Origin of the sequence: Lentzea sp. CA-135723, from assembly GCF_050936595.1 — a bacterium.
GTDB lineage: Bacteria > Actinomycetota > Actinomycetes > Mycobacteriales > Pseudonocardiaceae > Lentzea.
In genome coordinates this window covers 1,109,522-1,122,463 of the sequence record NZ_JBNJMK010000002.1, presented here as the reverse complement: position 1 = coordinate 1,122,463, position 12,942 = coordinate 1,109,522, and the positions used below count along the sequence as shown (strand labels likewise).

The window sequence follows — 12,942 nt, the reverse complement described above, 5'->3', positions numbered from 1 at the left end:
CTAAAACTTACGGCTCTTCCCGCTGCCGACGCAGCTTGGCCAGCGCCTCTTCGAGGATCGCCTCACCATCGGCGTCGGAGCGGCGCTCCTTCACGTACGCAAGGTGCGTCTTGTACGGCTCGTTGCGCGGAGGCGCGGGTGGCGTCTGCTCGTCACGACCTGCGGGGAGGCCGCAACGCGGACAGTCCCAGTTCTCCGGGATCTCCGCGTCGACCGCGAAGGAAGGCCGGGACTCGTGACCGTTCGCGCACCAGTACGACACCCGACGGCGGGGCGCGGACTCGCCGCGCTCCGATTCGCCCATCGGGCCTGCGCCGACGCGGGTACCGCGAATCGCGTTACCACCTGACATCGACCGTTACACCCCCACCAAGTGGATTACCCCAAGCCCCGAAGGGCTTCTGCCGCTGAACGGTTGATCAGGCTGCGCCGGGCAGCTTGATCAGCAGTCCGATGCCCACGATGGCGATGACCCAGACCGCGCCGACGAACAGCGTCAGGCGGTCGAGGTTCTTCTCGACGACGGAGGAACCGGACAGACTCGACTGCATACCGCCGCCGAACAGCGAGGACAAACCGCCGCCGCGCCCGCGGTGCAACAGCACGAGCAGCACCAGCACGACGCTGGAGACGATCAACAGGATCTGCAGGAACAGGATCATTTCTTCCTCGCTGTCAGGCAGCCGACGCCACAGAGTACCTGTTCGACTGCCGAACGTGTGCAACCAGTGGGGTTAGGGATAAAGGTGTGCTGGCCGCCCACCTTAACCGTCTCGATCGGCGCTCAGCGGGGGCGTCGAAAGATCCGGCACGGGTGCCCGGCACACCTGATCAACTTAAGGCAGCGGCCCGCCGGCAGCCAGAGCGCACAGCTTGGTGAATTCGTCGGCCTGAAGGCTGGCACCGCCGACCAACGCGCCGTCGATGTCCTTCTGCGCAATCAGTTCGGCGATGTTCGACGACTTCACCGAACCGCCGTACAGCACGCGGACGACGGCCGCGGTCTCCTCGCCGTACTTCTCCGCCACGAACGAGCGGACCACCGAGCAGACCTCCTGGGCGTCCGCGGAGGACGCGGTCTTGCCGGTGCCGATCGCCCACACGGGCTCGTACGCGAACACGATCTTGGCGACCTGCTCGGCGGAGAAGCCGGCGAGGCCGTCCTCCAGCTGCTGGCGCACCAGCTCCAGGTGACCGCCGGCGGTGCGCACGTCGAGCTTCTCGCCGAAGCAGAAGATCGGGGTGACCTCGACCTTCAGCGCCGCCTTGATCTTGGCGTTGACGATGGCGTCCGTCTCGCCGTGGTACTCGCGGCGCTCGGAGTGCCCGACGACCACGTAGTGGCAGCCGAGCTTCGCGAGCATCCCGCCCGACACCTCGCCGGTGTACGCGCCGGAGTCGTGCTGCGAGATGTCCTGCGCGCCGTACTTGAGCAGCAGCTTGTCGCCGTCGACCAGCGTCTGGATGCTGCGGATGTCGACGAACGGCGGGAGGACCGCGACCTCGACCTTGGCGAAGTACTTCTCCGGGAGGGAGAAAGCGATCTTCTGCACGAGGCCGATGGCCTCGAGGTGGTTGAGGTTCAACTTCCAGTTGCCCGCGATGAGCGGGAGCCGGGCTGCCATCAGGACTCCAAAACGCTGATGCCGGGGAGTTCCTTGCCTTCGAGGAACTCGAGCGACGCGCCGCCGCCGGTGGAGATGTGCGAGAAGCCGTCCTCGGGCAGGCCCAGCGCGCGCACGGCCGCGGCGGAGTCGCCGCCACCGACGACGGTGAACGCCTCGGACTTGACCAGGGCCTCGGCCACGGCACGGGTGCCGCCGGCGTAGGTCTCGATCTCGAACACACCCATCGGGCCGTTCCAGAAGACCGTGCGAGCGTCGGCCAGCTTCGAGGCGAACAGCTCGCGCGACTCGGGGCCGATGTCGAGGCCCATCTTGTCCGCGGGGATAGCGGACGTCGCGACGACCTCGTGCTCGACGTTGCCGAACTCGGCCGTGACCAGCACGTCGACCGGCAGCACGAGCTCGACGCCGCGCTTCTCGGCCTCGGCGAGGAAGCCGCGGACCTGGTCGAGCTGGTCCTCCTGCAGCAGCGACGTGCCGACCTCGTGGCCCTGGGCCTTGAGGAACGTGTACGCCATGCCGCCGCCGATGAGCAGCTTGTCGACCTTGGACAGCAGGTTCGCGATGACGCCGAGCTTGTCGGACACCTTCGCGCCGCCGAGCACCACGACGTACGGGCGCTCCAGGTCGTCGGTGAGCTTGCGCAGCACCCCGAGCTCGGCCTCGACGAGACCGCCGACGTACGCGGGCAGCTTCTGCGCCACGTCGTACACCGAGGCCTGCTTGCGGTGCACGACACCGAAGCCGTCGGACACGAACGCGTCGGCGAACGACGCCAGCTCGTCGGCCAGCTCCGCGCGTTCCGCGTCGGCCTTCGAGGTCTCGCGGGCGTCGAAGCGGACGTTCTCCAGCATCACGACGCCACCGTCGGTGAGCGCGCCGACCACGGACGTGGCGGACGGGCCGACGAGGTCGGACGCGAGCGCGACCTCCGTGCCGAGCAGCTCACCGAGGCGAGCGGCGGCCGGGGCCAGCGAGAACTTGGGGTCCGGCTCGCCCTTGGGACGGCCGAGGTGAGCGGTGACGATCACGCGGGCACCGGCGTCGGCCAATGCCTTGATCGTCGGCACCGACGCGCGCACGCGGCCGTCGTCGGTGATCTTGTCTCCGTCGAGGGGGACGTTCAGGTCGGCGCGCACCAGGACGCGCCGACCCGCGACACCCTCGGCGAGCAGGTCGCTGAGAGTCTTCAACGCACTCGCTCCGAACTCAGATCTTGGAGGCGACGAGCTTGACCAGGTCCGCGAGGCGGTTGGAGTAGCCCCACTCGTTGTCGTACCAGCCGACGACCTTGACCTGGTTGCCGATGACCTTGGTCAGCGGCGCGTCGTAGATGCACGAGTGCGCGTCGGTGACGATGTCGGCCGACACGATCGGGTCGGTCGAGTACTTGAGGATGCCGGCCAGGGGGCCCTCGGCGGCGGCCTTGTACGCGGCGTTGACCTCGTCGACGGTGACCTCGCGCTTGAGCGTGACGGTCAGGTCGGTGGCAGAGCCGGTGGGGATCGGCACGCGCAGCGCGTAGCCGTCGAGCTTGCCCTTGAGCTCCGGCAGGACCAGGCCGATGGCCTTCGCGGCGCCCGTGGAGGTCGGGACGATGTTCAGCGCGGCGGCGCGGGCACGGCGGAGGTCGTTGTGCGGCGCGTCCTGCAGGTTCTGGTCCTGCGTGTACGCGTGGATCGTGGTCATGAGGCCCTGCTCGATGCCGAAGCTGTCGTGCAGCACCTTGGCCAGCGGGGCGAGGCAGTTCGTGGTGCAGGACGCGTTCGAGATGATCGTCTGCGAACCGTCGAACTTGTCCTCGTTGGCGCCGATGACGACCGTCAGGTCCTCGTTCTTGGCCGGCGCGGAGATGATGACCTTCTTGGCGCCGCCCTCGTCCACGTGCGCGCGGGCCTTGGTGGCGTCGGTGAAGAAGCCGGTGGACTCGACCACGACGTCGACGCCGAGGTCCTTCCAGGGCAGCTTGCCCGGGTCGCGCTCGGCCAGGGCCTTGATGACCTTGCCGTCGACGGAGATGCCCTCGTCGGTGACCTGCACGTCGGCGTCCAGGCGACCGAGGATGCTGTCGTACTTCAGCAGGTGGGCCATGGTGGCGACGTCACCGAGGTCGTTGAACGCGACGATCTCGATGTCGTGGCCGCCGGCCCTCACGGCGCGGAAGAAGTTGCGCCCGATCCGACCGAAACCGTTGACACCTACACGAACCGTCACGACTGACTCCTTGCGTTCAGCTGGCAGGAACAAGCCCACCCTATCTGCCGAACTGCGTCCCTGGTCACAGGGATAGTGAGTATCTCTTGATCGAGCCAGAAAAAGTGGGCTTGACTAGGCCGTTCGGCGGCGCAGCGCGCGGAGCATCCAGAGGTAGGCGCTCAACTCCTCTGCCGCCTCCGCGGCGGTCCGGCAAGCCTCCGGGCTGGTGTCCTTCGGGTCGCGTCCGACGACGGCCTGGATGCGCGCCAGCCACTCGTCGACGACGGGGCGGTCCTGCGGCGGGACGAGCGCTGTCTCAGGTCTGGTCTGCGCGGTCATGCCAGGATCCTGTCCACGCTTCCGGAGCAGGCTCAATACCCCGAAACAGCGGGTGTTACAGGCCGTTACGCACCCGGTACGGTCAAGCGTCATGACGGCCGCCGCTGCCACATGCGTGACGTGTGGAAACCCTCTCACGGAGGCGGCCGCGGGTCGACGGTACTGCTCCAACGCGTGCCGGCAGCGCGCGTACCGCTCGCGCACCTCCACCCGCAACGAGACGATCCGCATCGTCTCGTTGCTCCCGGCGCCTCTCGACAGCTTCGTGGGCAGGCAGGAGGAGCTGGCCGCGCTGACCCGCAACGAGACGGAACGTCTCGTCTCGTTGGTGGGCCCCGGCGGTGCGGGCAAGACGCGGCTGGCGATCCAGTACGCGAGCAGACGCGCCGACCAGACCTGGTGGACGGCGCTGGCGTCCGCGCCGGACGTGCTGCAGGCGATCTTCGCCGCGGTGGGGGCGCACCCGTTGCCGAACGGGTCGGCGCGCGACGCCGTGGTCGCCGAGGTCGAGCAGCACCGGCGGCCGTTGCTGGTGCTGGACAACTGCGAGCACCTGCTCGGCGACGTCGCGGGCGTGGTCACCGACCTGCTGGCCCGCTGTCCCCGGCTGCGCGTGCTGGTGACGTCGCGCGAGCCGTTGCGGCTGGCGGGTGAGCAGGTCTTCTCGGTCGGCGAGCTGGAGCTGGAGCACGACGCCGTGGCGCTGTTCCGCGACCGCGCGGTGTCGGTGGACCGTTCGTTCGAGCTGGACGCCGCGAACGTCGCCGACGTGATCGCCGTGTGCCGTTCCTTGGACGGCATGCCGCTGGCGATCGAACTGGCCGCGCGGCGCATCCCCGTGCTCTCCCCCGCCGACATCCTCGCCCGGCTGGGTGACCGGCTGGCGTTGCTGACGGGCGGTCCGCGCACGGCCGAAGACCGCCACCGCACGCTGCGCACCGCGATCGGGTGGAGTTACGACCTGCTGTCGGAGGAGGAGCAGGAGGCCTCGCGGCGGCTGGCGGTGCTGGGGGTGCCGTTCGACCTCGACGTGGCCGCGGCGGTCTGCGGGGTGCCGGACGCGCTGGAGCTGCTGACCGGGCTGGAGCAGAAGTCGCTGCTCGTGGTGGACCGGGTCGGCGGGCACACGACGTTCCGTCAGCTTGAGTCGGTGCGTTTGTACTGCCGTGAACGGGCTGTGGCGCACGGAGACATCTCTCTCGTGGCGGACCGTGTGGTCGAGTGGGTGTGTTCGGTCGTGGAGCCGGAGATCTCGTCGTTCGCCCCGTCGCCACCCGTCGTGCTGCTGCTGGACCGCAACGTCGGGCTGCTCGACCTGGCCGCCACCCGCACGGCGGCGACCGGCGACTGGTCACGGCACGCGCTGACGGCCGTCGCGACGGCCTGGACGGCCACCCCGCGCGGCCCTCGGGGTGCCCCGGCCGAGCTGCTGCACCAGGCGTTGTCCCGGCCGATGCCGCAGGCGTACCGGAGCGTGCTGGCGGTGCTGGCGGCGATGCATCACCGCGTGCGCGGCGGGTGGCACGTGACGCGGCAGTTCGCCGAGGAGTCGCTGGCCATCGAACGCGCTGATGCGTGCCGTCCGGGCACAACGGCACGTGCGTTGGAGGTGCTGGCGTCGGCTGAGGCGCACACGGGTTCCGTCTCGCGTGCGTGGGAGCTGTTCGACGAGGCTTCTGTGCTGCTGCGCGACTCCAACGACAAGCTCGCGCGCGCCATCCTGTTGAACTCGTACGGCTGGACGTTGCTGCAACACGGTTTCGCGGACCGGGCGGCACCGTTGGTGCGGGTCGCGCTGACGTTGACGCGACTGATCGGCCTGCCGCACATGCTGAACCCCGTGCTGCACACGGCGGGCGCGATCGCGTTGGCGCGCAAGGACTTTCCCGAGGCAGTCGACCTGTTCCGGGAGAGCCTGGAGGTCGGCGCCGACCATCCGATGGACCAGTTCTACGACCTGGAAGGACTGGCGTTGGGGCTCGTGGGCGTGGGAGCCGACGACGAACGCGCTCTCTCGTTGCTGACGTCTGCCGGTGTGGTGCGCACGCGCTATGACTTCCGTGCGGAGCCGTACTGGCAAGCGTTGCTGGACGACGCACGGGCCGTGTGCCGCGCACGGATCTCCGCCACACGTCTGCGCGCAGCCGAGTCGATGGGTGAGCGGATGTCGTTGGCGCAGGCCATCTCCTACGCCCTGACCGCGCAGCCGCACGCCGAGAACCCCGCCGACGGGGTGATCTCGGCGCGCGAACTGCACGTCGCGACGCTGGTGGCGGAAGGGCTGACGAACCGGCAGATCGGGCAACGGCTCGGCATCTCGCCGCACACCGTCGCCCGGCACGTCACGCACGCGCGGTCGAAGCTGGGGTTGCGGTCGCGCGCCCAGCTCGCGGTGTGGGCGGGGCGGCAGACGCCTTAGGCCTCTGCCCGGCCGGCTGGACCGACCGGCAAACGCCCGCCTCCTCAGCTCGGCGAAGCGGGCCAGCCGGCAGACGCCCGCCCTCAGCTCCGCCGCTTTCTCACACCTCTGCTTCGAGCATCTCCGCCGTCACCGCGGACTCCGTGTCCGGCAGGCCGAGGTCCTTCGCGCGCTTGTCGGCCATCGCCAGAAGACGCCTTATACGGCCTGCCACCGCGTCCTTGGTCATCTGCGGGTCGGACAGCTGGCCGAGCTCCTCCAGCGACGCCTGGCGGTGCGCGAGCCGCAGCTGACCGGCCGCGGCCAGGTGGTCCGGCGCCTCCGGGCCGAGGATCTCCAACGCGCGCGCGACCCGTGCCGCCGCCGCGACGGCCGCACGGGCGGAACGACGCAGGTTGGCGTCGTCGAAGTTCGCGAGCCTGTTCGCCGTGGCGCGGACCTCACGCCGCATCCGGCGCTCTTCCCAGGCCATCACGCTGTCGTGCGCGCCGAGCTTGGTGAGCATCGCGCCGATGGCGTCGCCGTCCCTTATCACCACGCGCTCGGCCCCGCGGACCTCGCGCGACTTGGACGAGATGCCCATGCGGCGGGCAGCTCCGACCAGGGCCAGCGCGGCCTCGGGACCGGGACAGGTGATCTCCAGCGACGAGCTGCGGCCGGGTTCGGTCAGCGAGCCGTGCGCGAGGAACGCTCCGCGCCACGCCGCCTCGGCGTCGCACACTCCCCCGCTCACGACCGGCGCGGGCAGGCCGCGCACGGGACGGCCGCGCGGGTCGAGCAGGCCGGTCTGCCTGGCGAGACCCTCGCCGTCCTTGACGACGCGGACGACGTACCGGGTGCCCTTGCGCAGGCCGTTGGACTGGATCGTGAACACCTCGGCGTGGTGGCCGTAGAGCGCCTGGATCTCCTTGAGCAGCCTGCGGGCCGCCGAACCCAGGTCGAGCTCGGCCTCGACGACGACCCTGCCGGACACGATGTGCAGGCCGCCGGCGAACCTGAGCAGGGAGGACACCTCCGCGCGGCGGCAACAGGTCTTGGATACCGCGAGCCTGCTCAGCTCGTCCTTGACCGCCGACGTCATCGCCACGGGCTCGTCCCTCCCACTCCGGTCTCCTCGACCACCTGCCTCAGGCAACCGGCAAGCGCCTCCGGATCATGCCGTTCAGCGGCGTCCGGTGCGGCGATCTTCGCCAGATGCGTCCGCGCACCCAGTGCCGAGGCGGCTCGCGTCAACCGGTCCGGGGTCGGGACCGAGTCGACGTCGGCGATCACCGCGTCCACCTTCAGCTCGGGTGCGTGTTCGCAGACTACGTCCAAATGCCGCTCCGGAGAGAAACCAGCAGTTTCACCCGGTTGGGGGACGAGATTGAGCACAAGGACCTTCTTGGCCTCCGTGCGCACGAGCGCGTCGTGCAGTTCGGGCACCAGCAGGTGCGGCAACACGCTGGTGAACCACGATCCGGGGCCGAGTAACACAAGATCCGCGTCAAGTACAGCCTGTACTGCTTCCGGACAGCCGGCAGGTCGCCCGTTCGGGGCAGTCAACCGGATGCGCTGCACGAGCCCCGGCGTGGTCGCGATGGCGACCTGCCCCCGGATGCGCCGCACGTCCGTCACGTCCTCGTCGAGGCCTGTGACGTCGGCCTCGATGTCGAGCGGGTCGTTCGACATGGGCAGCACGCGCCCCTTGACGCCGAGCAGCCTGCTCGTGAGGTCGAGCACCGCGACGGGATCGCCGAGCTGCTCCAGCAGCCCGGCGATCACCAGGTTCCCCACCGCGTGCCCGGCGAGCGCCCCCGTGCCGCCGAAGCGGTGCTTGAACAGGGACGTCCACAGCCGGCTGGCCTCGTCGTCCCCGGCCAGCGCCGCCATGGCCTTGCGCAGGTCGCCCGGCGGCAGCAGGTCGCTGAGCTCCCTGCGCAGCCGCCCCGACGAGCCCCCGTCGTCCGCGACGGTCACCACGGCCGTCACGTCGTCGGTGACCCGCTTCAGCGCGGTCAGCGTCGCGTGCAGCCCGTGCCCGCCACCCAAAGCAACAGCCTTCAACTTCGTCACTCGCGTCCCAGATCCCTGTGCACGACCTTGACAGCCATGCCGTCCTCGCTAGCCAGCCTCGCGGCCAGTTCTTCGCTCAGGGCCACACTGCGGTGCTTGCCGCCGGTGCAACCGATCGCGAGCGTCAGGTAGCGCTTGCCCTCACGCCGGTACCCGGCCCCGATGAGCCGGAGCAGTTCGTGGTACCGATCAAGGAACTCGTCAGCGCCCTCCTGCGACAGCACGTAGTTGCGCACCTCACCATCGAGACCCGTCTGCTCGCGCAGCTCCGGGATCCAGAACGGGTTGGGCAGGAACCGCACGTCCATGACGAGGTCGGCGTCCATCGGCAGCCCGTACTTGTACCCGAAGCTCAGCACCGTGACCCGCGTCCTGGACGCCGCCTCCGTGCCGAACGAGTCCTCGATCTTGGCCCGCAGCTGGTGAATGCTCAGCGCGGACGTGTCCAGCACCAGGTCGGCTTCCTGCTTGAGCGGCGTGAGCAGGATCCGCTCGGCCTCGATGCCGTCCTGCAACCGGCCGTCCCCCTGCATGGGGTGACCGCGCCGCACCGCCTCGAACCTGCGGATCAGCACGTCGTCGGTGGCTTCGAGGAACAACACCCGCGGCTTGTACCCGCGCGCGTCGAGGTCCTTGATGATGGCGGCCAGGTCCTCGGTGAACGCGCGGCTGCGCACGTCCATGACGACGGCGACCCTCGTGATGGCCCCGCGCGCCTGAGCGCCGAGCTCCACCATGGTGGCGATGAGTTCCGGGGGCAGGTTGTCGACGACGAACCAGCCGAGGTCCTCCAGGCACTTGGCCGCGGTGCTGCGGCCCGCACCGGACAGCCCGGTCACCACAGCGACTTCGATGCCGGACTTCTCCGCGTTCACGACTACGACTCCGTTACCTGTTCAGGAGCGCGCTCGATGCGCTCTTGGTGGGCCTAGCTCTGTGGCCGGGCCACGCTCGGTCGGCGGGCCCGGTGGTGAGTCTCCACCGGAACGGGCCGCGCGTGCGGCAGGTTCGGCAGTTGAGACGGGCGTGGCGTGGCCGCGGTCACGATCCTCGCGCCGCGGGGTGGGGGCGCGCAGGACGAGCGTGACGGGTGCGGCGTGTGGTGCGAGTGCGGTGTGATCGGGCGGCACGACAGGTCGGGCAGGTGCCGCGAGCGCCACCCCGCCGACATGCGGAGCTCGGGTCGGCCAGGCTTGGTGCGGGACTGCGGTCACGCCGACACCGGGTAGCTCGACTGGTAGGCGAGGCGAGCGTCCGCACCGGCCGCGATGCGGTCCAGTTCGTCGTCCAGCGCCAGGAAGACCTCCCACGGTTCCTGGCCGCTCGCCTGGGCCAGGTGGCCGGTCACCAGTTGTTCGAGGTCTGGAACTCGTTTGGCCTTCCACACCTTGTCGGCGAGGCTCACCAGGAGCTCTTCCAGGGTGATGCCGTCCGCGGTCCAGGACGCGTGGGTGCCGGCGAAGCGGGACAGGCGCTCTTCCACGCCTCGCGCACGCAGCAGGGCGTGGCCCGCCGGCTCGTGGTCGTGGCCTGGGCCCGAGAGTTCGTTGGGGTGCAACACCTTCCACGTCGTGCGTGGCTGCTCCGTACAGGACGGACTCGTGGTCGACGGCGGCGCCCGGATGGGTTCGTGCCACCCAGACGAGCAGTTGAGCCGCCACGTCGTGGACCGCCCGCAGGTGCGCCACCAGGCGGGGCGGCGCGTTCAGGTCGGACAGCAGTGCTTCGGCGGCCGGCGGGAGTCGACGCAGGTCCGCCTCCTCTGTCATCGCCCGGCGGGACAAGCGCTTCAGCGCAACGGTTCCGGCGGGTTCGGTGTTCCCGGGCGACATCGTCAGGGCTTTCCCGCTGTGGAGGCCAGGGTGGCCACCACGGCTTCCGCCGTTCGGCGGCCCACTCCCGGGACGTCGCTGATCTCGTCCACTGTGGCCTGGCGGAGTTTCTTGACGGAGCCGAAGTGCTTGAGCAGGGCGGCTTTGCGGGTTTCGCCGAGGCCTGGGACCTCGTCCAGCTCTGAGGTGGTCATGCGCTTCGAGCGCTTCTGGCGGTGGTAGGCGATGGCGAAGCGGTGGGCCTCGTCGCGGACTCGTTGCAGGAGGTACAGGCCGTCGCTGCTGCGCGGGAGGATGACCGGGTCCTGTTCGCCTGGGACCCAGACTTCTTCGAGGCGTTTGGCAAGGCCTACCACCGCCACGTCGGTGATGCCCAGTTCTGCCAGGACGTCGGACGCGGCCGCGGCTTGCGGGCCTGCGCCGTCCACCACCAGGAGGTTGGGCGGGTAGGCGAACTTGCGGGGTTTGCCGGTGTCCGGGTCTATGCCCGGGTTGGGGCCGCCGTTGGCCGTCTCGCGGAGCATGGCCTGGAAGCGGCGGCGGACCACCTCGGCGATGGAGGCCACGTCGCCTTCCGTCGCCGCCTCGCGGAGGGCGAAGCGGCGGTATTCGGACTTGCGGGCCAGACCGTCCTCGAAGACGACCAGGGAGGCGACCACGTCGGTGCCCTGGACGTGGCTGATGTCGACGCACTCGATGCGCAGCGGGGCGGTGTCGAGGCCCAGTGCGTCCTGGATCTCCTGCAACGCCGCTGAGCGCGCGGTGAGGTCGCCCGCCCGGCGGAGCTTGTGCTGGGCGAAGGCCTCGGAGGCGTTGCGGGCCACCGTTTCCATCAGCGCGCGCTTGTCGCCCCGTTGCGGGACGCGCAGAGCGACGCGCGAGCCTCGTTGTTCGGACAGCAGGGATTCCAGCGCGTCCGCGTCGTCCGGCAGCACGGGCACCAGGACCTCGCGCGGGGTGTTCTCCGTTTCGTCGCCGTAGAACTGCATGATGAACTGGTCGACGATGGCGCCGTCGTCGACGGCCTCCACCTTGTCCAGCACCCAGCCGCGCTGGCCGCGCACCCGGCCGCCGCGCACGTGGAAGACCTGCACCGAGACTTCCAGCTCGTCCTGCGCGAACGCCATCACGTCGGCGTCCGTGCCGTCGCCCAGCACGACGGCCTGCTTCTCCATCGCGCGGCGCAACGCGCCCAGGTCGTCGCGAAGACGGGCCGCCCGTTCGAACTCCAGCTCCTCGGACGCGGCCAGCATCTCGCGTTCGAGGCGGCGGATCATGTTGTCCGTCTTGCCCGCCAGGAAGTCGCAGAAGTCCAGCACGATGTCGCGGTGCTCGTCCGCCGACACCTTGCCCACGCACGGCGCGGAGCACTTGTCGATGTAGCCGAGCAGACAGGGACGGCCGATCTGACTGTGCCGCTTGAAAACGCCCGCCGAGCACGTGCGCGCCGGGAAGACGCGCAACAACAGGTCCAGCGTCTCGCGAATCGCCCACGCATGCGCGAACGGGCCGAAGTAACGCACGCCCTTCTTGCGCGGGCCGCGGTACATGTGCAGCCGCGGGTAGTCCTCGTGCAACGTCACGGCCAGCATCGGGTACGACTTGTCGTCGCGGTACCGGACGTTGAAGCGCGGGTCGAACTCCTTGATCCAGTTGTACTCGAGCTGCAGCGCCTCGACCTCGGTGGTGACGACCGTCCACTCGACGGAGGCCGCCGTCGTCACCATCTGGCGGGTGCGCGGGTGCAACCCGGCCAGGTCGGCGAAGTACGAGTTCAGCCTGCTGCGCAAGCTCTTCGCCTTGCCGACGTACACGACCCGGCCACCGGCGTCGCGGAACTTGTAGACGCCGGGAGCCTCAGGAATCGTGCCCACCGCGGGGCGGTACGTCGAGGGATCTGCCACGCCGTCAAGACTATCGACGGGGTCTGACAAAAACAGAAAGGGTCAGGTCAGGACCACCTGGTCACCGTCGACCTTCACCGCGACGGCCTTCAGGCCGGTCGTCGCCGGCCCCTTCTTCACGGCACCGTCGGACGCGCCGAACTGGCTGCCGTGCGAAGGACACGTGATGGTGCCGCCGGACGGTTCCCCGACCATCGAACCCTGGTGCGGGCACGACGCGTCGTACGCCTTGACCTCGGTCGCCGAAATGCGCGCGACGACGATCCTCTTGCCGCCGGGGGCGTCGACGACAGCGCCGCCGCCTTCCGGCACGTCGGCCAGCGCCACGAGGGCCGTACCAGCGGTTCCGGCGGATCCGGTGGACCCCGTCGGGTCGGAGCCGCCCTGTGTCGGCGCGGAGCCGGAGGGCGAGGTCGAACTGCACGCCGTCACGAGGCCGCTGGGCACGGCGAGCGCAACCGCGATTCCGCACAGAGCCGCGCGCCTGCTGACCGGGCTTTCGGTGTTCACGACCGATCCTCCGTGGTGGTGGGGGTGTTCGGGGTTACACCACAGCATTACGCGGATCGGTC

At 69.7% G+C, this 12,942-nt stretch carries 13 protein-coding genes; 1 reads left to right on the top strand and 12 read right to left on the bottom strand.

From position 1 onward, the window contains the following. Nucleotides 1–7: 7 nt before the first annotated feature. The 6 genes from ACQEU1_RS41160 to ACQEU1_RS41135 all read right to left on the bottom strand — a co-directional run bounded on the left by ACQEU1_RS41160 (nt 8) and on the right by ACQEU1_RS41135 (nt 4,160). Complete coding sequence (locus ACQEU1_RS41160; RefSeq protein ID WP_053738343.1) at nt 8–352, bottom strand: RNA polymerase-binding protein RbpA; 345 nt, start codon at nt 350–352, stop codon at nt 8–10. Nucleotides 353–419: 67 nt separating this feature from the next. Further along, nucleotides 420–662, bottom strand: coding sequence for a preprotein translocase subunit SecG (gene secG, locus ACQEU1_RS41155; RefSeq protein ID WP_285641251.1), 243 nt, complete (start codon nt 660–662; stop codon nt 420–422). Between the two features lie 174 nt (nt 663–836). Further along, entirely contained in the window at nt 837–1,625 is a 789-nt protein-coding gene (gene tpiA / locus ACQEU1_RS41150) for a triose-phosphate isomerase (RefSeq protein ID WP_433214926.1), read from the bottom strand. Next, nucleotides 1,625–2,818 (bottom strand): phosphoglycerate kinase, encoded by a 1,194-nt coding sequence (locus tag ACQEU1_RS41145; RefSeq protein ID WP_433214923.1) that lies wholly within the window; start codon nt 2,816–2,818, stop codon nt 1,625–1,627. The genes tpiA and ACQEU1_RS41145 overlap by 1 nt, the downstream gene beginning before the upstream one ends. Nucleotides 2,819–2,834: 16 nt before the next feature. Beyond that, the gene (gene gap, locus ACQEU1_RS41140) at nt 2,835–3,839 is read right to left on the bottom strand and encodes a type I glyceraldehyde-3-phosphate dehydrogenase (RefSeq protein ID WP_433214920.1); all 1,005 of its coding nucleotides are present in this window, start codon (nt 3,837–3,839) and stop codon (nt 2,835–2,837) included. Between the two features lie 114 nt (nt 3,840–3,953). After that, entirely contained in the window at nt 3,954–4,160 is a 207-nt protein-coding gene (locus ACQEU1_RS41135) for a hypothetical protein (protein ID WP_433214917.1), read from the bottom strand. A 91-nt stretch (nt 4,161–4,251) separates the two neighbouring features. On the opposite strand from ACQEU1_RS41135, the gene ACQEU1_RS41130 reads away from it, so the two are divergent. After that, nucleotides 4,252–6,579 carry an ATP-binding protein gene (locus ACQEU1_RS41130; protein ID WP_433214914.1) on the top strand — a complete coding sequence of 776 codons (2,328 nt, stop codon included), beginning with the start codon at nt 4,252–4,254 and terminating at the stop codon, nt 6,577–6,579. Between the two features lie 100 nt (nt 6,580–6,679). Here ACQEU1_RS41130 and whiA read toward each other — a convergent pair whose 3' ends face one another. From whiA to ACQEU1_RS41100, 6 genes are all read right to left on the bottom strand, one after another. Further along, entirely contained in the window at nt 6,680–7,666 is a 987-nt protein-coding gene (whiA, locus tag ACQEU1_RS41125; protein WP_030478101.1) for a DNA-binding protein WhiA, read from the bottom strand. Next, entirely contained in the window at nt 7,657–8,625 is a 969-nt protein-coding gene (locus ACQEU1_RS41120) for a gluconeogenesis factor YvcK family protein (RefSeq protein ID WP_382445155.1), read from the bottom strand. Before ACQEU1_RS41120 ends, whiA begins: the two co-directional genes overlap by 10 nt. Nucleotides 8,626–8,630: 5 nt before the next feature. Beyond that, nucleotides 8,631–9,488, bottom strand: a complete 858-nt coding sequence (rapZ, locus tag ACQEU1_RS41115; protein WP_166054870.1) for an RNase adapter RapZ — start codon at nt 9,486–9,488, stop codon at nt 8,631–8,633. 356 nt (nt 9,489–9,844) lie between these two features. After that, nucleotides 9,845–10,195, bottom strand: coding sequence for a phosphohydrolase (locus tag ACQEU1_RS41110; RefSeq protein WP_433214910.1), 351 nt, complete (start codon nt 10,193–10,195; stop codon nt 9,845–9,847). A 273-nt stretch (nt 10,196–10,468) separates the two neighbouring features. Next, nucleotides 10,469–12,370: an excinuclease ABC subunit UvrC gene (gene uvrC / locus ACQEU1_RS41105; protein WP_433214907.1), complete on the bottom strand. Its 1,902-nt coding sequence runs from the start codon at nt 12,368–12,370 to the stop codon at nt 10,469–10,471. A 42-nt stretch (nt 12,371–12,412) separates the two neighbouring features. Next, entirely contained in the window at nt 12,413–12,880 is a 468-nt protein-coding gene (locus tag ACQEU1_RS41100; RefSeq protein WP_433214904.1) for a Rieske (2Fe-2S) protein, read from the bottom strand. Nucleotides 12,881–12,942 lie beyond the last annotated feature (62 nt).